Genomic DNA, 18207 nt, shown 5'->3' with positions numbered 1-18207 from the left:
CTGGCCGCAATCGGCCGAGCGCAAGGTTGCCAGCGGCCCCCGCCTTCGCGGGGGCGACGGTTATTTGGCTAGCGTCCGCAATCGGCCGCTTCCTGCCTCTCACTTCGTCACCCCTTCACCCAGCCTCGATGCGAAGAGCGACTCCACAGGCGCGGCAAGCAAGCCGAGATCCCCGATTGCCCTTCCCCGCCGCGCGCGGCATGATGCCGTGCGGGGGGCCCATGGCGGCACAGGTTTTCATCAGTTACTCGTCGAAGGACCGGACGGTCGCGAACATGGTGTGTGCGCTGCTCGAAGAGCGCGGGCATCGCTGCTGGATCGCACCGCGCGACATCATCCCGGGCACGGCGTGGGGCGAAGCGATTATCGACGGACTGAAAGAGGCCAGCGTCTTTGTCCTCGTCTTTTCGCAGCACGCCAACGCGTCGCCGCAGATATTGCGCGAAGTCGAGCGCGCGGTGCACCTGGGCATGCCGATCATCCCCTTTCGCATCGAGGATGTGCTGCCCGAACGCAGCCTCGAATATTTCATGAGCGTCCCGCACTGGCTCGACGCGCTGTCGCCGCCGGTCGAAGACCATATTACGCGGCTGGGCGAGGTGATCGACCAGCTGGTGAGCGGCGTGGCGGGGCGCGGCGATTATATTCCGCGCAAGGCGCGCGGGGCGAAGAGCCTCAACTGGAACAATGCGCTGGTGCGCGCCGGGGCTGGCGGCGCGGTGCTGGCATTGTTGCTGCTCGCGGCATGGCTGGGCGGGCTGGCGCCGCCGGAGTCGCCGGCGGGCTGGCTCGCCGCGCTGCTCGCGCTTGTCATCCCCGCCGGGGCGGTCGCAAGCGGCGGGGCTGGTTTATGGTCCCGGAGCGCGATGCGCAGCGCCCTGCTGGCAATGCTGCTCGCTGCCGCCGCCACCTATGGCTGGGCGCACAGCGCCTATGTCGTCGCCGGCGAGAATGGCGCGCCGCTGGTGCGCGGGAGCGAATGCACCCCTGATGCCCGGCTGGTTTTCGAGAGCGAATGCCCCGACCTGCCGTCCGACGCGCTCGCCGACGCGGCTTATGATCCGGCGGCACTGTGGACCGCGGCATCGATCGGACGGGTGAAATTGATCCTCGCGGCGGCATGGGCGCTTGCCGCGATGGCGGCGGCGCTGCTGGTCGCGGGATGGATGGGCGGGCCGCGACGACTGAAACAGGAGGGATAGATGCGCAAGGCAAGGATGCTGATGCTGATGGCGGCGATCGCGTCGCCGTTGACGGCGGCCGCGAAGGAACCGCTCGACGCCGCCGGGCTGAAAGCGATCGAAGCGAAGGTTCCGCCGCAAAGCTGGTACCCCGATGGCTATTACGACATCCGGATCGCCGCCGAGGGGCAGATCGTCGATTTCCCGCGCGACAATCTGACGATGGACTGGGGCGACGGCCAGCCACCTTATTATGACGTGATCGATTGCAATGCCGAATTTGTCAGCCTCGACGAAACCGATCCGCTGACCGCGCGCTATGGCCCGGTGGCATTGGAGGTCGCGCGGTTGCGCGGCGAGTTCGAGCGGATGAAATATCCGCCCGCACTCTATGCCGCACCGCTGCTGGCATTCGAGCGGGCGAAGATCGAGGAAGCGAAGACCGCGCCCGACCCGATGTCCGACGCCGAGATAACGGCCGCCATGGCAGCCGATCAGACGGCCGCCGATGCCGCCATGGACGCAGAGGCGGCCGAAGCGGCGGCGGATGCGGCCGCGGCGGCGGCCGAAGACAGCGTGGGCGAAAGCGAAACTTACAAGGATCCCTATATGATCCTTGCCGAGGCGGTCGAGGCGAACCGCCAGCGGCTGGCGCCAAAGCTGCCCAAGGTGCTCGCCGACGGCGGCTGCGGTGCCGGCGAAGGCAGCGCGGTGATCGTCAAGACGCTGCCGCCGCAGGGCGAGGTGCTGTTGATCAACGCCTTCGCCTTCAAGGTCTGCACGCGCAAGAAGCCCGATCCGTGGGACCGGTTCGCATGCAAATGGAACGAGATCGAGACCGGGGTCGAGAAGCAGCTGTCGGGCCGCTATGTGTATCAGGTCAAATGGCCCGACGGAACGGTGCGCAAGGGGACGCGCGATATCGTCCCCAATTACGACGATGACACCGCGGCGACGGTGACCTTCAAGAAAACGGGGAGCTGAAGATGAGCGGACGGACGCTGGCGGCGCTGCTCGCGCTGACGAGCCCGGCCGCCGCGGCGGCGCAGGACGCCGCGCCCGACGATGGCGCCGCGATGCAGGCGCTGGAGGCGACCGTGCCGAAGCAAGAATGGTATCCCGACGGCTATTACGACATCCGCATCGCCGCCGAAGCGCAGGTTGCCGAATTTCCGCGGCCAGCCGGGGTGCTGCCCGCGACACCCGAGCAATCCTATAATCTGGTCGCGTGCGATACCGAGCGACCGCGGGCCGAAGGCTCCGATCCGCTGCTCGCACGATATGGCTATGTCGCGCTGGAAACCGCCCGGCTGCGCACCGAACTTCAGCGGATTCACTACCCGGCCAGCATCTATGCCGAACCGCTGCTGGCTTTCGAACGCGAATCGATCGCCAGGGCCGATGAGAGGGCGACGAACGGCGATCCCTATACCGTGCTGGCCGATGCGCTCGAGGCCGCACGCGCGGACGCCAAGGCGCCGCTGTCGCCGGTCTTCGAATATCGCGAATGCTCGCCGCCGCCGATGGCAGCGCCGAACAGCCCCGGACGGCCGAGCGCGGTTCGCCCGAGCCCAGCGCCCGGCGTAAAATTCCGCACCGAGCCAACGGCCGGCGAATTGTGGATGATCAGCGCCTTCGCCTTCAAGGTCTGCGTGCGCAAGCAGCCCGATCCGTGGGACCGCTTTGCCTGTAAATGGAATGAGGTCGAAACCGGCGTCACCCGGAGCATGTCGGGCCGCTTCGTCTATCAGGTCCGCTGGCCCGACGGGACGGTGCGCAAGGGGACGCGAGAGATCGTGCCGGCGGGCGGATCGACGCCAGTGACGTTCAAAAAGGTCGGGAGTTGAGGCAGATCGCCATTGAGTAAAGCGCCGTAGAAGTGTCATGTGTCCCCGCGAAGGCGGGGACCCATCTCCGGTGGGTATAAAATAGCACTGACCGGAGATGGGCTCCCACCTTCGCGGGAGCACGCAGCTTATTCCAAGGCCACCCGCTCTACGCGCCCGGCCCCTCATAGGCATCGACGATGCGCCCGACGATCGGGTGGCGGACGACGTCGGCGCTGGTGAAATAGCTGACGTTGATGCCCTCGACCCCTTCGAGCCGGCCGACCGCGTCGGCGAGGCCCGAGCTTGCCGGAAGCGGCAGATCGACCTGCTTGGGGTCGCCGCAGATCACCATGCGGCTGTTCATCCCGAAGCGGGTCAGGAACATCTTCATCTGCGGGATCGTCGTATTCTGCGCTTCGTCGAGGATGATGAAGGCATCGGCCAGCGTGCGCCCGCGCATGAAGGCGAGCGGCGCGATCTCGATCTCGCCCGACGCGATGCGGCGCTCGACCTGTTCGGCGGGCAGGCAGTCGTGAAGCGCGTCGTAAAGCGGGCGCAGGTAGGGATCGACCTTTTCCTTCATGTCGCCGGGAAGGAAGCCGAGCTTTTCGCCCGCCTCGACCGCAGGGCGCGAGAGGATCAGCCGCTGGACGCTGCCGGTGATGAGCTGCGCGACCGCCTGCGCGACCGCGAGATAGGTCTTGCCGGTGCCCGCCGGACCCAGCGCGAAGATGATCTCATCGCGCGCGAGCGCCTGCATATAGGGGACCTGCGACGGCGCACGCGGGACGATCGTCTTCTTGCGCGTGCGGATCATCACCACGGGCGCCGCTTCGTCCTTGTCATGGCGGATGATGCCGGCCAGCGTGGGCTGCGCGGACATGGCAATCACCCCGTCGACGAGCCCCGCGTCAACCTCCTGCCCCTGTTCGATGCGGTTATAAAGTTCGGTCAGCACGTCGCGCGCGCGCGCCGCGGCTTCGGCTTCGCCCTCGATCTGCACGCGGTTGCCGCGCGCGGAGATGTATACGCCAAGGCGGTTTTCGATGGCAACGAGGTTGCGGTCGAATTCGCCGAAGAGAATGCCCAAAAGCTGCGTTCGCTCGAATTCCGCGGTCAGTCGGACGCGGTCGCCGGGTTCGGCGGGGGTGGAGGCGGTCAGCGGGCGTTTGGACATATGGGCAAGGCTCCTAGCTTGGTGCAATAACTGTGTACTCCCGCGAAAGCGGGAGTCCATCTCCTGTGGTGTCGGAATGCGACGGAAGGAGATGTGTCCCCGCCTTCGCGGGGACACACAAATTCCGAGCCGGCACTAGGCGACCTCTTCCGTGAGCGCTTCGGCGCCGACGCTGTTGGCGCCGGCCGAGGTGATGCGCACGTCGACCATGTCGCCGATCTTGAGCCCCGGCGCGATGACATGCACCGACTGGAGCCAGGGCGACTTGCCGATCAATTGACCTTCGAGCTTGCCCTTGCGTTCGAGGAGCAGGCGCGTCGTCCGGCCGACGGTCGCCTCGTTGAACGCGCGCTGTTGTTCGTTGAGCAAGGCCTGCAAGCGCTGAAGACGGTCGTTCAGGACGGCTTCGTCGATCTGGCCGGCCATCGTCGCGGCCGGCGTGCCGGGGCGGCGCGAATATTTGAAGCTGTACGCCATCGCATAGTTGGTGGCGCGGACGATAGCGAGCGTCGCTTCGAAATCGGCGTCGCTCTCGCCAGGGAAACCGACGATGAAGTCGCCCGAAATCGCGATGTCGGGGCGCACCGTACGGACGCGCTCGATGATCCCCAGATAGCTGTCGATGCTGTGGCTGCGGTTCATCGCGGCGAGGATGCGGTCGCTGCCCGCCTGCACCGGCAGGTGGAGGAAGGGCATCAGCTTCTCGACTTCGCCATGCGCGGCGATCAGCCCCTCGGTCATGTCGTTGGGATGGCTGGTCGTATAACGGATACGTTCGAGCCCATCCTCTTTCGCGAGGGTGCGGATCAGCCCGTCGAGGCCGATCGCCCTGCCCTTGTCATCTTGGCCGTCCCATGCGTTGACGTTCTGGCCGAGCAGGGTGATTTCGCGCACGCCGCCCGCGACGAGCGCGCGCGCTTCGGCGATCAGATCGGCGAACGGCCGGCTGATCTCGGCGCCGCGGGTATAGGGCACGACGCAATAGGTGCAGAATTTGTCGCAGCCTTCCTGCACCGTCAGGAAGGCGGTCGGGCGCTGGCCGCCGGCACGCGCTGGCAGCGCGCCGAATTTGCTGTCGGCGGGCATGTCGAGATCGACCGCCTTTTCGCCGCGCGCGGCGCGGGCGATCAGGTCTGGCAGCCGGTGATAGGCCTGCGGACCGACGACCACATCGACCGAAGGTGCACGGCGCGCAATCTCGGCACCCTCGGCCTGCGCGACGCAGCCGGCGACGGCGATCGTCGGGCGGCTGCCGTCGGCCCGCTTCAGCCGGCCGATATCCGAATAGACTTTTTCGGCGGCCTTTTCGCGAATGTGGCAGGTGTTGAGCACGACGAGATCGGCGTCGGCGCCCTCGGCTGCGGCGACATAACCCTCGGCGCCCAGCATCTCGGCCATGCGCTCGCCGTCATAGACGTTCATCTGACAACCGAAGGATTTGACGTGGAAGGTCTTGGCAGGGTTTTGGGAAGAGTCGGATTTCATCGGCGCGCTATAGGCGATGGAGCGCCGCGGCGGAAGGGCGGCCGACCTCGGCCATCCGGCGAGCGATCGCCGCGCGCGCCGCTTCGCTGATCGCCTTGCGGTCGTGCGTTACCTCGGCCGGCAGCGGGTCGAGATAATGGATGGTCAGCGGGATCGGGCGCTTGCGCGCGATCAGCCGCTTGAAATTGTCGAGCCCGGATTCGGGATCCTGCCAAGCAATGCCCGTCGCCTCGTCGCCATAATCGAGAAACACCGGCTGGATGCGCAGGTTCGGCGGCGGCGGTATCACCGCCTGGAACAGCGAACCGCGGAAAGGCAGCAGCCCGTCGCCCGGCCCGGTCGTTCCTTCGGGAAACAAGGTCACCGGGCGGCCGCGCGTGAGGGCGCCGCGCAGGCTGTCGGTCTGCGCCTGGATTTCGCGCCGCGCCTCGCGCTGGACATAGATGGTGCCGTTCTGGTCGGCGAGCCAGCCAACAAGCGGCACGCCTTCGACCTCGGCCTTTGACACAAAGGCCGATCGCGCTGCGCCGCCGAGCGCCAATATGTCGAGCCAGCTCAAATGATTGGCCGCGAAAAGGACATTGCGCCGCAGCCGCGTGCCGGTGGTCCGGACGCGCAGTCCCGCGATCCAGCCGGCGGCGTTCAGGAACGCCATCACCATTGGCGACGGGCGCCCGACGGCGCGGTAGCAAAGATGCGGCACGATCAGGAACAGCAGCGCCAGCACCATCAAGGTGAGGCGGACGATCGATCGCCAGTTGACCGACGCGCGGTCAGTCGCGCTTGCGATCGAGCGAGACACCGTAAAGCTCCATGCGATGGTCGACGAGGCGGAAGCCCAGTCGTTCGGCGATCACCTTTTGCAGCGCCTCGAGTTCGGGATCGACGAATTCGATCACCTTGCCCGTTTCGACGTCGATCAGATGGTCGTGATGCGCCTCGGGCGCGGCTTCATATCGTGAGCGGCCGTCGCCGAAATCATGGCGATCGAGGATGCCCGCTTCTTCGAACAGGCGGACGGTGCGGTAAACGGTGGCGATCGAGATGCCACTGTCGATCTTCGACGCGCGTTCATAAAGCGTCTCGACGTCCGGATGATCTTCGGAATCGGAGATCACACGGGCGATGATGCGGCGCTGCTCGGTGATGCGCAGCCCCTTTTCGTGGCACAAGGCTTCAAGGTCGATGGAACCGGTCATGCGGGCCTTTCCTGCAATATGCAGCCGTATCTTTGTTCTGAAATCTGTATAGGGTCGCGCCGCCGATAGGACAAGGGCGGCGCCGATATGGCGCCGCCCCATTTGCCATTATAAGCTTGTCGCCAGCGTTTAGCCGCGCTTGGCCTTGGGCTTGCGTCCGCCGCCGCGGCCCTTGGTACCGAGGCCGATTTCCTTGGCCAGCACGCGTCGCCGCTCGGCGTAGTTCGGTGCAACCATCGGATAGTCGGCGGGCAGGCCCCATTTGGCCCGATAATCGTCGGGGGTCATGCCATAGTGCGTCATCAGGTGGCGCCGCAGCATCTTCAGCTTTTTGCCATCCTCGAGACACACGATATGGTCGGGCTTTACCGAAGAGCGGATCGAAACAGCCGGCACGGGCTTTTCTTCAGGAACTTCCTGATGCCCAAGATTAGAGAGCGCGGCGTGGACATTATTGATCAGCACCGCGAGATCGGAGATCGCGACGCTATTGTTGCTGACGTGCGCGGCGACAATATCGGCCGTCAGCGTCACGAGCATTTCAGATGTATCGGTTTGATCCGACATAAGAGCGTTTCCTTGCTATTTCCCAGAAGAATAGGGTTGCGAATATTAGGATTCTTCTTCGACCCGCCGATATTCATGCCAGATTGGCGGCAAAGCCGCAACGGTAGAATACTAAGTTATATCAGTCGGGGAGCACGCCGCATGGTAATCGCGTCGCGAAGGATGCCGTCGCCGCCGCGGTAATAGGCAGGCCGGCGCCCGCATTCCGAAAAGCCCACAGCTTCGTAAAGATGAACGGCATCATTGTCGGCACGCATTTCAAGGAAATAGTCGTCGGCACCCGCAGACGCCGCCCATTGCTGCCAATCGTCCATCAGCAGCTTGCCAACGCCCCGTCCCCGCGCATCGGGGTCGACGGCGAGCAGCAACAATTCACTTTCCGGCCCGGCGATGCGCGCCGCCGAAAAGCCGCACGGCAGGTCGGCGTCCCAGGCAAGGCAGACGCGCGCCGACGGCAAGGCGAAAAGCGTCAGCAACTGCGCGGCGCTCCATGCCTCGCCATAAACGGGATCGAAGGCGCCATCCATCACGCGCATCACCGCCGACAGATCGGCGACGCGCGCGGTGGCGAGGCGAAACCCGGTCATGCGGTCCCCATCGGCTTGGCGTCGGGCGCGCGGCCATAGATCGGGCTGGGATCGTCGAACAGCGCGCCACCGGGCAGGAGGGAAAAGGCGCGCGCGTCGGGCAGCAACGGCAATGCACGCCCCGCGCCGCGCCGCGCGACGAAGGCTTCGGCACGATTGCCGACGACGAGGGCATCGTCGATCAGGATCGCATCGTCGGGAAGCAATGAGCGCACCGCCGATCGCGGCGTCAGGTCGGCAGCGAAGGGCTGGACGAACCATTGGCCATGCCCGCCCTCCATCACGACGAGCGCGCCGCCCGCAGCGGCGGCCTCTTCCGCCGCCCCCGCCGCGACGAGCGCGAGGGTCGAAAAGCCGCGCACCGGGATCCGCCAGCCCAGCGCCAGCCCGCGCGCCGCGGCAACCCCGATCCGTACGCCGGCGAAGCTGCCGGGACCGCACCCGACAAAGAGCGTGTCTGCACGGCCGCCACCATCCAGTTCGGCGATCAGCGGGACCAGCCGTTCGGCATGGCCACGGCCAATGACCTCGTGACGACGGTCGACGACCACCCCCGCATCGAGCAACGCCACCGAACAGGCCTCGCTTGCCGAATCGATGACCAGTTGCCGCATGGAAAGACGCGCGGAGGCCCGCTCAGACGACGCGGTTGAAGCGGCCGAAATCGGGCCGCGGGCTACGTTCGAAGATGCTCGCCGGATCGCCATAGCCGAGGGTCGAGATGAAATTGCTCTTCACGCTGGGCTGGCCGGCGAAGAAGGCGTCGTCGACCGCCGCATTGTCGAAACCCGACATGGGCCCGGTGTCGAGGCCGAGCGCGCGCGCCGCAAGAATGAAATAGGCGCCCTGCAGGCTGGCATTGCGAAAGGCCGTCGTCTGCGCAAGCGCCTCGTTGCCGGCGAACCAGCTGCGCGCGTCGGTGTGAGGAAAGAGGTCTGGAAGATTTTCGTAAAATTCATGGTCCATGGCGATGATCGCGGTGACCGGAGCCTGGAGGATTTTTTCGCCATTGGCGGGCATCGCCAGCGCGGCCAGCTTTTGCTTCGCTTCGTCGGACACGCACCAGACGATCCGCGCCGGCAGGCTGTTGGCGCTCGTCGGGCCGAATTTCACCAGGTCCCAGATCGCGTGCAACTGGTCTTCCGACACCGGCTTGTCGACATAGCCGTTATAGGTGCGCGCGGTACGAAACAGCTGGTCGAGGGCGCTATCGGAAAGCGGCTCGCTCATCGGGCATTCTCCTGTCGGTGGGTTGGGCAGATCCCGTCAGACGGCGTGGACCGCCGTGACTTCGGGAACATAATGTTTGAGCAGGGATTCGATGCCGTTCTTCAGCGTCGCGGTCGACGACGGACAGCCGGCGCAGGCGCCCTGCATCTTCAGATAGACATTGCCCTTGTCGAAACCGCGATAGACGATGTCGCCGCCGTCGTTCGCGACCGCGGGACGAACCCGCGTTTCGATGAGTTCCTTGATCTGCTCGATGATGTCGGCGTCGGCGGGATCGTCGGCAAAGCCGGCCTCTTCTTCCGCAGGGACCGAAAAGCCGGCTGCCGCCGGGTGAAACAGCGGCAAACCGCCAAGAAAATGATCCATCACGATGCCGAGCACGTCGGGTTTCACATCGGCCCACTCGCTGCCCGGCGCGATGGTCACCGACACGAAGTCGCGGCCGAAGAAGACGCCGGTGACATCGCCGAGGGTGAATAGCGCGCGCGCAAGCGGCGATGCTTCGGCCTCTTCGGGGCTCGCAAAGTCGCGCGTTCCCGTCGCCATCACCGCCTGGCCGGGCAGGAATTTGAGCGTCGCGGGGTTGGGCGTCGATTCGGTTTCGATCAGCATGGGCTGCATGTGGGACGCGGCGGCGCTTTGTGCAAGATAACATAGATGCGCCACCCTATAGATGCGCTAGGGTCAGGAATGCGCCGCTTCACCCATTTCGCCGCCCTCGACTGGTCGGGCGCTCGCGGGCCGCGGCAACCGGGGATCGCGCTGGCGGTGGCGAGCGGCGGCGATGCGCCCGCGCTGGTGCGTCCGGCCCATGTCTGGTCGCGGGCCGAAATATTGGGCTGGCTCGAAGCGGTCGCTGCAGCGGGCGAGAATATGCTGATCGGTTTCGACTTTTCCGCCGCCTTCGCCTTTGCCGACCGGGGCGCCTATTTTCCCGAATGGGGCGAAAGCCCCGTCGATTTGCCCGGATTATGGGCGCTGGTCGAACGCCTCGCCGCCGGGGATCCGCATTATGAGATCGCCGCCTTCCTCGCCCATCCCGACGCGCGCCGCCATTTTCGCCACGGCCGGGGCGACACCGGCGACCTGTTCGAGCCCGGCGCGGGACGGCTGCGGGTGGTCGAACAGCATCAGCGCGTGACGAAGCAGGCGGCGAGCGTCAGCAATTTCAATCTCGTCGGCGCGGCGCAGGTCGGCAAGGCCAGCCTGGCGGGAATGCGGCTGCTCCACCGGCTGCGGGGCCGGATTCCGCTCTGGCCGCTCGATCCCGTGCCCGCGCGCGGGCCACTGCTTGTCGAAATTTACACCAGCCTCGCCGCGCGCGCCGCGGGAATGGCGCCGGGGCGCAGCAAGATTCGCGACGGCAGCGCACTCGACGCCGCGCTCGCGGTGCTCAGTTCTCCGCCTGCGGGCATCGATGGCCCGGTGAGCGACCACGCGAGCGACGCCTTGCTCGCCGCCGCTTGGCTCCGCACGATCGCCGGCGATCCGGCCCGCTGGTCGCCCGCTCCGCTGACCGGCGATCTCGCGCGCACCGAGGGCTGGACCTTCGGCATCGTCTGAACCGGACTCGATGTTACGATTTTTTGCCGCCGGTTCATTTGCTTCGGGCCGGAAAGTCTGCATTTTCCGCTTTGGTCGAATTTTCTGACCGTCAGATGTTTCCATCGGGCCGGAAAATGCTCTAGGGGCGCAAACGTCGCGCCGGCTTAGCTCAGTTGGTAGAGCAACCGCCTTGTAAGCGGTAGGTCGTCAGTTCGAGTCTGACAGCCGGCACCAGTCCGGGACGCGGCGTTCCGGTCAGTCGCTCCAGCCTCTATCGCGCGCCGCCCGTTCCGTGGCGGCATCAAAAGGGTCTCCTGCCATCATCGCTGCAGCATCGGCCGCAAGCGCACCCGATGAAGCTTGGCGATAGTCGTTGCCGGCTTGACCGGTCAGCGTGCGTTCGAGCGCCCAGCGGCCCTGGTCGCGGCATCCGATACCCGAAAGTTTGCGGCCTTCGAAGCTGCGGCACGTGCGCCCCTGCTTGTCGCGGAAGCTCAGTCCGATGCGCACCGCGGCGCCCGCGCGCTGGTTCGATGCGAGCTGTGTGTCGAGTGCGGTGGCAAGCGCGCCCGACGCGACGAGCGCACCGTTCGCGTCGCCGACATCGGCGACGGGCATCCAGGGCTTGAGGCCGATCGTCAGTCCCAGCACCAGCGCTGCCGCGATGGCACCCCAGTGGATCGGAGCGAAACGCGCCCGCCTTGCCTCGCGGCGCGAGGACAGGCTGTTGCTGATCTTTGGTTCGATGAGCAGCGCCCGCAAACGCTCTGGAACCGCCTCTTCGACCACCGGCGCAAAATGAGCCTTGAGCTTCGTTTTCAGGACGCGATGGCGCGCGATTTCGGCGGCGAGCGCCATGTCGCTTTCGGCTTCACGCTCGATACGCCGCGCGGTGAGATCGTCCAGCTCGCCGTCGACGAAGGCCGCGACCATGGTCGAGTCGAAACTCATGCCGCTTCTCCCAGCAAATGCATCAAGGTCTCGCGCCCGCGCGCCAGGCGCGAGGTGATCGTGCCGATCGGTATCTCCAGCAATTCTGCCGCCTCGCGATAGGCATAGCCCTCGACAAGGACGAGCATCACCACCTCGCGCTGCTCGTCGGGCAGGTGCGCCATCGCGCCGTCGACATCGCCGCGCAGCGCGCCCGCCTCGACCTCGGAGGCGCCCTCGCCCGCGACCTGCGTGACGGCGTCATCGATCGGCGCGTGAATACCGCGGCGGCCCGCGGCGCGGCGCTCATCGATCCAGAGATTACGCGTGATGCGGTACATCCAGCTATCCAGTCTCGTTCCTTGTTGCCATTGTTCCCGCGACTTCAGCGCGCGTTCGATCGCAGCCTGACATAAATCGTCCGCGTCGCTGACATCACGCGCCAGCCCGCGCGCAAAACGGCGCAGCCGTGGCAGCAGTTCGACCAGTTCCTCTTCGAAGCGCATTGTCGCCTTTTCGATTGTTCGAGGAAGAAACGACGACCTTCTATCGTTTCTTCCGCATCCTGCTAAATTTTTCCGTCAAAGAACAACGGACGCGAGATTGATGATGCGATTTGCGACGATATTGCTGGCGGCGGTCTGCGTCATGGCCGGCGGGGCGGACCAGCGGGTGGCCGCGCAGGTCGCCTTGCCGCAGGTCCAGCTCCCTGGCGCAATACGGACGGTGCCATCGCTGCCCGATATCGATACGCAGCCGCTGATTTCGGCGGGCGACCGGTTGCCCGGGGTCCGGCTCGACCGGATCGCCTCGCTTGTCCGGCGTAATCGCGACAGCATCGAACTCGACGAACGCGGCGAGCCCGCGGTGCGAGGGGTCCTGGTTGCGAACGGCGTCGACTCCGCGATGATCGCGCGCGCGGCAAAGGACGGCTTCGCGCTCATCGACCGCGAACGGATCGAGGGGCTCGATCTCGACATCGCGCGATTTCATGTCCCCGAGGGGCGGAACCTCGCCCGGGCGCGCAAACAGCTTGCGAAACTGCTTCCCGATGCCGAGGTCGATGTCGACAATATCTATTTCGTGAGCGGGCCCGGCGGGGCGTTGCCGCAGAGCGCGCTAGCCGCCGCTGCGCCCGCCGCCACGGCAAGCCTCGGCCTGATCGACGGCGGCGTGGCCGCGCATCCCTCGGTCGCAGGGCGGGTCGAACAGCGTGGCTTCGCCCGTGGAGCGCCCGCGGCCAGCCGCCACGGTACCGCGGTCGCTTCGCTGCTGGCCGGCACCGGGACGGTTCGGGGTGCGGCCGCCGGTCAGCACATCGTTTCGGCCGACGTCTATGGCACCGATCCCGCGGGCGGCAATGCCAGCGCCATTGCCCGCGCGCTCGGCTGGCTCGTGCAGAAGGGGATCGCGGTGACGACGATCAGCCTCGTCGGACCCGACAATAAATTATTGGCCGCGGCGATCGCGCGCGCGCAGCAGCGCGGGATGTTGATCGTCGCCGCGGTCGGCAACGACGGCCCCGCCGCGCCGCCAGCCTATCCGGCTTCGTATCGCGGGGTATTAGCCGTAACCGGCGTCGATGCGAAGGGGCGCGCCCTGCCCGAGGCGGGCCGTGCGCTTCATGTCGATTTCGCGGCGCCCGGCGATGCCGTGCTGGCGGCGACGGGGGTGGCTAGTACCGACCGGCTGCGCGGAACCTCCTTTGCCGCACCGCTGGTGGCCGGCCGGCTAGCGCTGCTTTATCCCGCGCCCGCGATCGACCGCATCGCCCCGGCGATCTCGTCGCTGGTCATGGAAGCGCGCGACATGGGGAAGCCCGGGCGCGACAAGATCTATGGTCATGGGCTGATTTGCGGCAGCTGCGGCGGTCGCTGATCATATCCTGAATTTTTTTGGAAGAAGATCGAACCCGCCATCGTTCTTTCCTCGGGCCCGACCCCTCCGGGCCGCAATCTCGGGAGTAGAACAATGGCAAAACATATCTTCATCTCCGCTATCGCGCTGGCCGCGTCGGCAATGGCCTTTTCCGCGCCGGCCTCGGCGCAGCTGCTCGGTGGCAGCGGCGGCCTGGGCGGCAACCTCGGCGGCACGCTTGGCGGGACGCTTGCCAACCCGACCGGCCCTATCGGTGGCACGATCGGTTCGACTGGCGAGCTGACCGGCTCGGGTCGCGGCGAAACCCATATCGACCGCCGCTCGGGCCGCGTCCAAGGCAAGGGCAATGCCGGTGCGAACGGCAAGGGGTCGGCGGATGGCAATGGCAATCTGCTCGGCAATCCGGTCCGCGGCAATGCCGACGGCTCGGGCAGCGCTTCGGGTAATGGCAGCCTCGATGCGCAGGCGGTCGGCACCGATTATATCGGCCAGACCGCGCACGGTGCCGTCAGCTCCAGCCAGGGCGCGGCCTCGACCTTGACCGGCACCGCACGCGGCGCGGCGGGCCATGTCCGCGATCAGGCCGGCGGCGCGCTGCCGGGCGTGCCGGGCACCGCAAGCGCCGCCGGTTCAGCGGCGGGCAGCTTTCAGGGCAGCCTTGGACAACTGGCGGCCGCGGGCAGCGGCGCAGCGAGCGGCACCGGCATGTTCGCAGTCGAACCCGGCATGGCGGTGACCGACGCGCGCGGGAAGGTGATCGGCCATGTTCAGGAACTGCGCCAGACGGGCCGCGGGGTCGTGCAGGCGGTGGCGGTCGAGGTCGGCAACCGCGTCGCGACGCTTCCCGCGGCGAACTTTGCCGGGTCGGGCGATGTGCTGGTCACCGGCATGACCAAAGGCCAGCTGAAAGAGAGCGCCGAGCAACAGGAGGGCGCAGGCAGTGCATCCGCTGCCCGGCCCGCCGGCGAGCCCGCCCCGCAGGCATCGCAGAAGCGGAGCCGTGCCGAACGCGGCCATGCGCGCAACGATTAAAGCGCCCACCCGAAGGGACGGAATGCGTCGGCCATAGCGCCGACGCATTTTTTCTGAACCCGGCCAATTGCTGTCGGCCAACTGTCGGCATGGCGAGCGGCCCACCGCGGATCTTGATTCTAAGAAGGGTCGATCGCCACATAGACGGCCCATGCGGCGGGGTGCGCGAGCGAGGCCCCCCGCGCGTCGAAGGAGCGATCCGCGGCAACCTCGCGCATCGCGTCGCGCAACGCCCCGGCAAGATCGTTTCTGCCCCTCAGACCTGCTATGGCGGTCGTTGTCATTCGCTCGCCGACCTCGTCCACGACGGGCGAATAGGTTGCCAGCACCGCCCGCGCGCCGGCGAGAAGGAAAGATCGCGTCAGCCCGCTAAACCCGTCGCCGCCGTTGGAACCGGCCGCCGTATCGCAAGCCGAAAGGATGATGAGCGCAGAATTGAACCGCAGCTGCGCCACCTCGGAGGCCGTGAGGAGCCCATCATTGCCCGCGTCGAGCTTTCCTCCGACCTGTGCCCCCGGCGTCAGCGCGAGGGCAGGCTCTGACAGCGCGCCATTGAAATCGCCGCCGAGAAGGGCGTGGGTGGCGAACAGGACAACCGAGCTGTCGCGAAGCGTTCCGTCCGAACTGCCGCGCTGGACCCGCGCCTGTGTCGCGTCGAGTTGAAGGATTTGCCGATCGGATGACGCCCCCAAAAGCCTGGCAATCTCGCGCACTTCGGCAGCGCTATAGTCGAGCCGCGGAAGCTTTCCGAGCATGGCCGGATCAGCGATGCCGTCGCGGTATAATCGCTCGCGCGAAAGATGCGCGACGCCCTTTGTCGTCAAAGAACCGATCGGACCGCCACGGGTGCGCGCAGGCACCGGCTTCGGCGCCGGGTCGGCGATGCCACGAAATGCCGGGTCTCCGAGGCCGAAGAAGGTACCGGCAGACCATGCTCCCGTGGCGCTCCGGCGGGCCGTGCGCAGCGCATCGACAGACGGGATGACCGATATGATCCGCTCGAGACCAAGCCACTTCGTTGCCCGCAGCATCGCCGGATCGATATCGCCGGCCGCACCGCCCTCGGGGGAGCCCGACACGAGCGCCGAAAAGTTGAGCGAAAGCAGCGGCCCTTCCGGCACCACGATCCAGCGATCCTTGCCGTCGAGCAGCCCGGCGATCGATGGATCGCCGAACAGCGCCCGATACACGCGATGCGCGGCACCGCGATCGTAGCGCAGGAAGCCGGCCGGATCCTCCGCGGTACCCAGCGCGGTCGCCCCGGAGAACTGGCCGTCGCCCAGTTGGCCGTCGAGGTCGCCGACCGTCCGGGCGAGGTCGGCACCATCGACGGGAATTTCGGCCCACGCCGACCCTTCGCGGGTGACGGCAAAGACGACGCCGCGGCTCATCTCGCCGCGCGCATCCGGCATCCCCGGATAAAGCAGGACGAGCGCTTCGTTCTTGCGGAGAAGCGGGGGGCGGCGCCCACCCCCCGTTACCTCGGCCAGCGGTACCGGTTCAGGCCGCAGGGTGGCAAAGATATCGGGCAGTTCGCCGGTGAGCACGGCGGCCGCGACAGCCAGCGACTGGCCGGCGGCGGCGCGCTCGCCCAGCAACCGGACCCGGTCGTCGTCGCCGCCGGTGCCACGCTGCGCGGCCTGGGTGATGGCCTGATCGAGCGCGACGACGCGATCGCGCGCCGCCGCCCATCGCGCGAAAATCTCCCCCTTGCCGGCGCGCGCCGCGAGCGAGCGCGCCGCGGTCTCGCTGATCGCGGCGCTCGAAACCGACGGGTGCGCCAGCTGCGCGACCGCGAATCCCCGTGCGCGACTGGCAGCATCGCCGCCCTGCCCCGGGTTCGCGCGGTCGGTCCAATAAAGTTTCAGCAGGTCGCTCGCCTTGCTGCTGATGAAGCCGCTGAGGTTACGGCGATATTCGGCGTTCGCCGTTTCCGGGAGGGCCGAAAGCTCGGACCGGTATCCGGCGAGGACGTCTTCATAATAGGGCCGCGCCTCGGCAGGCCGTTTTTCGATCCACAAGGCGACGCCGAGATTCTGGACGAGCCGCAACGTCTCACGATGGCCCGGTCCATAACGGGCGCTGGCGATCCCGATCGCCCGTTTGCGCATCGGCAGGGCTTCTGCGAACCGGCCGAGCATCCACAAGCTGCTGCCATAACTCTCGATCAGCGCGGGATTGTCGGGATCCTGTTCCAGCGCCCGATGATAAATGCCCGCCGCCTCGGCAGCGGTCTCGCGGCGATCCGACAGCATGGCGGCCAGTTCCAGCGCGAAACCCTGACCGACCCCCGGCCCCATGGCCGCGATCACGCGGCGCTGGTAGCCGATCGCGCTGTCAGGGTCGCCGCGAACCCGCGCCGACTTGGCGAGGTTCCATATCGTCATCCAGTTGCGCTTGTCGTCGCTCGCCGGCGCCGCCTCCTGCCGTTCCAGCACCGCGCGGTACAACGCCTCGACGCGCGCGGGGTCGGTCCAGAACAGCTTTTGTGAATAGAGAACGACGTTGGTCAACTGCCTGTCATCGGCGTCGGGCAATTCGGCTTCGAACAGATCCAGTTCGCGGGAGAACCAGATTTTGGCGTCCGCCATCCGCATCTGCTTCACGAAATTATTGGCGAGTTGTTCATAGGCGGCGGCCAGCGCGAAGCGGTCGCCGCCCTTGATCGGCTGCAGCAAATTGACCTGTTCCTGCCGCAGCGGCTCGGCTTCGGTCGTCCGGCCCGCACCCTCGAACGCCGAGGCGAGCAGGCCCGCGCTCGACGCGCCGATCTCGGGCCAGTCCGCGAACAGGCGACGTGCGAGACCAAGGGCTTCGGTCGCATCTTCGATCGCTCCATCGAAATTCCCGCCTTCGATCCGGAGCTGTGACCGCGCGTCGAGACCGGCGAACAGCGTGGCCGGCTGCGCCCTGTCCCGGCCGATGGCGACGAGCCGGGCGATGAATTGTTCGCGTTCGGCGAGGCCGGCGGCCGTTTTGCCATTGTAGGAAAGATGGCAAAGCAGCGACAGCAATGGCCGCGCCGTCGCCGGATGCCCGGGACCGTAGGTTTCTTCATATAGGCGCAGCAGGGTGCGGCGGGGGGTTTCCAGGATCTTTTCGGAGGCCGTGTTGCACGGCTGGTCGATCCGGGCCTCGCGCTCCAGAGCCAGTATCTGGTCGAGCTGGGCCGGAGTAGGACCGGACTGATCGGCAGCCACGCGCCGGGCAGCGATCTCGCCCGGGATCATCGCAGGACGCGGGATGAATTGGGCGGCGGACGATGAAGCGCTCGTCGCTGCCAACAGCGCAAGCCACGGCATAAGGCGGCGTCCGACCATGGCACGATGTTAGCGCCGGACCATATCGGAGTAAACTCAGGGTCGCCGTGACACGCACCGCATTTTGTTCGACATCTCAAGGGCGCCATGCCGGCCGATCATATACACGACCGCGATCGGCGCGGGCTTCCCCGACCCGCAATCGCGCGACCAGGTCCTGACCCTAGCGATGACGGCGCCTTGACCGCTATTGCCATCCCGGCGAAAGGCGCGTTCAGCCGGTCGATGATGGCCGGGGCGGAGTGAC

At 66.6% G+C, this 18207-nt stretch carries 18 protein-coding genes and 1 tRNA gene; 7 read left to right on the top strand and 12 right to left on the bottom strand.

Annotated elements, in window-relative coordinates:
• Positions 1–221 precede the first annotated feature (221 nt).
• From FHR22_RS01645 to FHR22_RS01635, 3 genes are read left to right on the top strand one after another with little or no spacing between them, the layout of a single operon-like run.
• Positions 222–1202, top strand: a complete 981-nt coding sequence (locus tag FHR22_RS01645) for a toll/interleukin-1 receptor domain-containing protein (RefSeq protein ID WP_166938254.1) — start codon at positions 222–224, stop codon at positions 1200–1202.
• Entirely contained in the window at positions 1203–2165 is a 963-nt protein-coding gene (locus FHR22_RS01640; RefSeq protein ID WP_166938252.1) for a hypothetical protein, read from the top strand. It begins immediately after the preceding gene.
• A gap of 2 nt (positions 2166–2167) precedes the next feature.
• Positions 2168–3028: a hypothetical protein gene (locus FHR22_RS01635; RefSeq protein ID WP_166938250.1), complete on the top strand. Its 861-nt coding sequence runs from the start codon at positions 2168–2170 to the stop codon at positions 3026–3028.
• A 148-nt stretch (positions 3029–3176) separates the two neighbouring features.
• Here FHR22_RS01635 and FHR22_RS01630 read toward each other — a convergent pair whose 3' ends face one another.
• From FHR22_RS01630 to FHR22_RS01590, 9 genes are all read right to left on the bottom strand, one after another.
• Positions 3177–4187: a PhoH family protein gene (locus FHR22_RS01630; protein WP_166938249.1), complete on the bottom strand. Its 1011-nt coding sequence runs from the start codon at positions 4185–4187 to the stop codon at positions 3177–3179.
• 135 nt (positions 4188–4322) lie between these two features.
• Positions 4323–5672 (bottom strand): tRNA (N6-isopentenyl adenosine(37)-C2)-methylthiotransferase MiaB, encoded by a 1350-nt coding sequence (miaB, locus tag FHR22_RS01625; RefSeq protein WP_166938247.1) that lies wholly within the window; start codon positions 5670–5672, stop codon positions 4323–4325.
• 7 nt (positions 5673–5679) lie between these two features.
• Complete coding sequence (locus tag FHR22_RS01620) at positions 5680–6474, bottom strand: 1-acyl-sn-glycerol-3-phosphate acyltransferase (RefSeq protein ID WP_166938245.1); 795 nt, start codon at positions 6472–6474, stop codon at positions 5680–5682.
• Entirely contained in the window at positions 6446–6871 is a 426-nt protein-coding gene (locus FHR22_RS01615; protein ID WP_054586989.1) for a Fur family transcriptional regulator, read from the bottom strand. Before FHR22_RS01615 ends, FHR22_RS01620 begins: the two co-directional genes overlap by 29 nt.
• Before the next feature lie 129 nt (positions 6872–7000).
• The gene (locus FHR22_RS01610; RefSeq protein WP_166938243.1) at positions 7001–7438 is read right to left on the bottom strand and encodes a Ros/MucR family transcriptional regulator; all 438 of its coding nucleotides are present in this window, start codon (positions 7436–7438) and stop codon (positions 7001–7003) included.
• A 116-nt stretch (positions 7439–7554) separates the two neighbouring features.
• Positions 7555–8025 (bottom strand): GNAT family N-acetyltransferase, encoded by a 471-nt coding sequence (locus FHR22_RS01605; protein ID WP_243853412.1) that lies wholly within the window; start codon positions 8023–8025, stop codon positions 7555–7557.
• Positions 8022–8639, bottom strand: a complete 618-nt coding sequence (gene tsaB, locus FHR22_RS01600; RefSeq protein WP_166938240.1) for a tRNA (adenosine(37)-N6)-threonylcarbamoyltransferase complex dimerization subunit type 1 TsaB — start codon at positions 8637–8639, stop codon at positions 8022–8024. The genes FHR22_RS01605 and tsaB overlap by 4 nt, the downstream gene beginning before the upstream one ends.
• A 22-nt stretch (positions 8640–8661) precedes the next feature.
• A complete protein-coding gene (locus tag FHR22_RS01595) occupies positions 8662–9255 on the bottom strand; it encodes a malonic semialdehyde reductase (protein ID WP_166938238.1) in 594 nt (197 codons plus the stop codon).
• Positions 9256–9291: 36 nt separating this feature from the next.
• Positions 9292–9867 carry a NifU family protein gene (locus tag FHR22_RS01590; RefSeq protein ID WP_166938236.1) on the bottom strand — a complete coding sequence of 192 codons (576 nt, stop codon included), beginning with the start codon at positions 9865–9867 and terminating at the stop codon, positions 9292–9294.
• Positions 9868–9945: 78 nt separating this feature from the next.
• On the opposite strand from FHR22_RS01590, the gene FHR22_RS01585 reads away from it, so the two are divergent.
• Together FHR22_RS01585 and FHR22_RS01580 are read left to right on the top strand one after the other, a co-directional pair.
• Positions 9946–10818 (top strand): hypothetical protein, encoded by an 873-nt coding sequence (locus FHR22_RS01585; RefSeq protein WP_166938234.1) that lies wholly within the window; start codon positions 9946–9948, stop codon positions 10816–10818.
• 140 nt (positions 10819–10958) lie between these two features.
• Positions 10959–11034: transfer RNA gene (locus tag FHR22_RS01580), tRNA-Thr, on the top strand.
• Between the two features lie 21 nt (positions 11035–11055).
• On the opposite strand, the gene FHR22_RS01575 is transcribed toward FHR22_RS01580, so the two are convergent.
• Positions 11056–11751, bottom strand: coding sequence for an anti-sigma factor family protein (locus tag FHR22_RS01575; protein ID WP_166938232.1), 696 nt, complete (start codon positions 11749–11751; stop codon positions 11056–11058).
• On the bottom strand, positions 11748–12236 hold the full coding sequence (locus tag FHR22_RS01570; protein ID WP_166938230.1) for an RNA polymerase sigma factor: 489 nt from the start codon (positions 12234–12236) through the stop codon (positions 11748–11750). The genes FHR22_RS01575 and FHR22_RS01570 overlap by 4 nt, the downstream gene beginning before the upstream one ends.
• A gap of 100 nt (positions 12237–12336) precedes the next feature.
• On the opposite strand from FHR22_RS01570, the gene FHR22_RS01565 reads away from it, so the two are divergent.
• Together FHR22_RS01565 and FHR22_RS01560 are read left to right on the top strand one after the other, a co-directional pair.
• Positions 12337–13608, top strand: a complete 1272-nt coding sequence (locus FHR22_RS01565; protein ID WP_243853411.1) for a S8 family serine peptidase — start codon at positions 12337–12339, stop codon at positions 13606–13608.
• Between the two features lie 93 nt (positions 13609–13701).
• Complete coding sequence (locus FHR22_RS01560) at positions 13702–14640, top strand: hypothetical protein (RefSeq protein WP_166938227.1); 939 nt, start codon at positions 13702–13704, stop codon at positions 14638–14640.
• Between the two features lie 119 nt (positions 14641–14759).
• Here the strand turns inward: FHR22_RS01560 and FHR22_RS01555 are convergent, their stop codons facing one another.
• On the bottom strand, positions 14760–17924 hold the full coding sequence (locus tag FHR22_RS01555; RefSeq protein ID WP_166938225.1) for a CHAT domain-containing tetratricopeptide repeat protein: 3165 nt from the start codon (positions 17922–17924) through the stop codon (positions 14760–14762).
• Positions 17925–18207: the final 283 nt, after the last annotated feature.

The organism is Sphingopyxis panaciterrae (assembly GCF_011762125.1).
GTDB lineage: Bacteria > Pseudomonadota > Alphaproteobacteria > Sphingomonadales > Sphingomonadaceae > Sphingopyxis > Sphingopyxis panaciterrae.
This window is presented reverse-complemented; position numbering and strand designations above follow the sequence as displayed.

Bases quoted from the DNA above. Each gene is read 5' to 3' on its own strand.
- FHR22_RS01585 (WP_166938234.1), top strand. From the start codon at position 9,946: ATGCGCCGCTTCACCCATTTCGCCGCCCTCGACTGGTCGGGCGCTCGC.
- FHR22_RS01595 (WP_166938238.1), bottom strand. From the start codon at position 9,255: ATGAGCGAGCCGCTTTCCGATAGCGCCCTCGACCAGCTGTTTCGTACC.
- FHR22_RS01570 (WP_166938230.1), bottom strand. From the start codon at position 12,236: ATGCGCTTCGAAGAGGAACTGGTCGAACTGCTGCCACGGCTGCGCCGT.
- FHR22_RS01630 (WP_166938249.1), bottom strand. From the start codon at position 4,187: ATGTCCAAACGCCCGCTGACCGCCTCCACCCCCGCCGAACCCGGCGAC.
- tsaB (WP_166938240.1), bottom strand. From the start codon at position 8,639: ATGCGGCAACTGGTCATCGATTCGGCAAGCGAGGCCTGTTCGGTGGCG.
- FHR22_RS01590 (WP_166938236.1), bottom strand. From the start codon at position 9,867: ATGCTGATCGAAACCGAATCGACGCCCAACCCCGCGACGCTCAAATTC.
- FHR22_RS01635 (WP_166938250.1), top strand. From the start codon at position 2,168: ATGAGCGGACGGACGCTGGCGGCGCTGCTCGCGCTGACGAGCCCGGCC.
- FHR22_RS01560 (WP_166938227.1), top strand. From the start codon at position 13,702: ATGGCAAAACATATCTTCATCTCCGCTATCGCGCTGGCCGCGTCGGCA.
- FHR22_RS01575 (WP_166938232.1), bottom strand. From the start codon at position 11,751: ATGAGTTTCGACTCGACCATGGTCGCGGCCTTCGTCGACGGCGAGCTG.
- FHR22_RS01615 (WP_054586989.1), bottom strand. From the start codon at position 6,871: ATGACCGGTTCCATCGACCTTGAAGCCTTGTGCCACGAAAAGGGGCTG.
- miaB (WP_166938247.1), bottom strand. From the start codon at position 5,672: ATGAAATCCGACTCTTCCCAAAACCCTGCCAAGACCTTCCACGTCAAA.
- FHR22_RS01565 (WP_243853411.1), top strand. From the start codon at position 12,337: ATGATGCGATTTGCGACGATATTGCTGGCGGCGGTCTGCGTCATGGCC.
- FHR22_RS01610 (WP_166938243.1), bottom strand. From the start codon at position 7,438: ATGTCGGATCAAACCGATACATCTGAAATGCTCGTGACGCTGACGGCC.
- FHR22_RS01605 (WP_243853412.1), bottom strand. From the start codon at position 8,025: ATGACCGGGTTTCGCCTCGCCACCGCGCGCGTCGCCGATCTGTCGGCG.
- FHR22_RS01645 (WP_166938254.1), top strand. From the start codon at position 222: ATGGCGGCACAGGTTTTCATCAGTTACTCGTCGAAGGACCGGACGGTC.
- FHR22_RS01640 (WP_166938252.1), top strand. From the start codon at position 1,203: ATGCGCAAGGCAAGGATGCTGATGCTGATGGCGGCGATCGCGTCGCCG.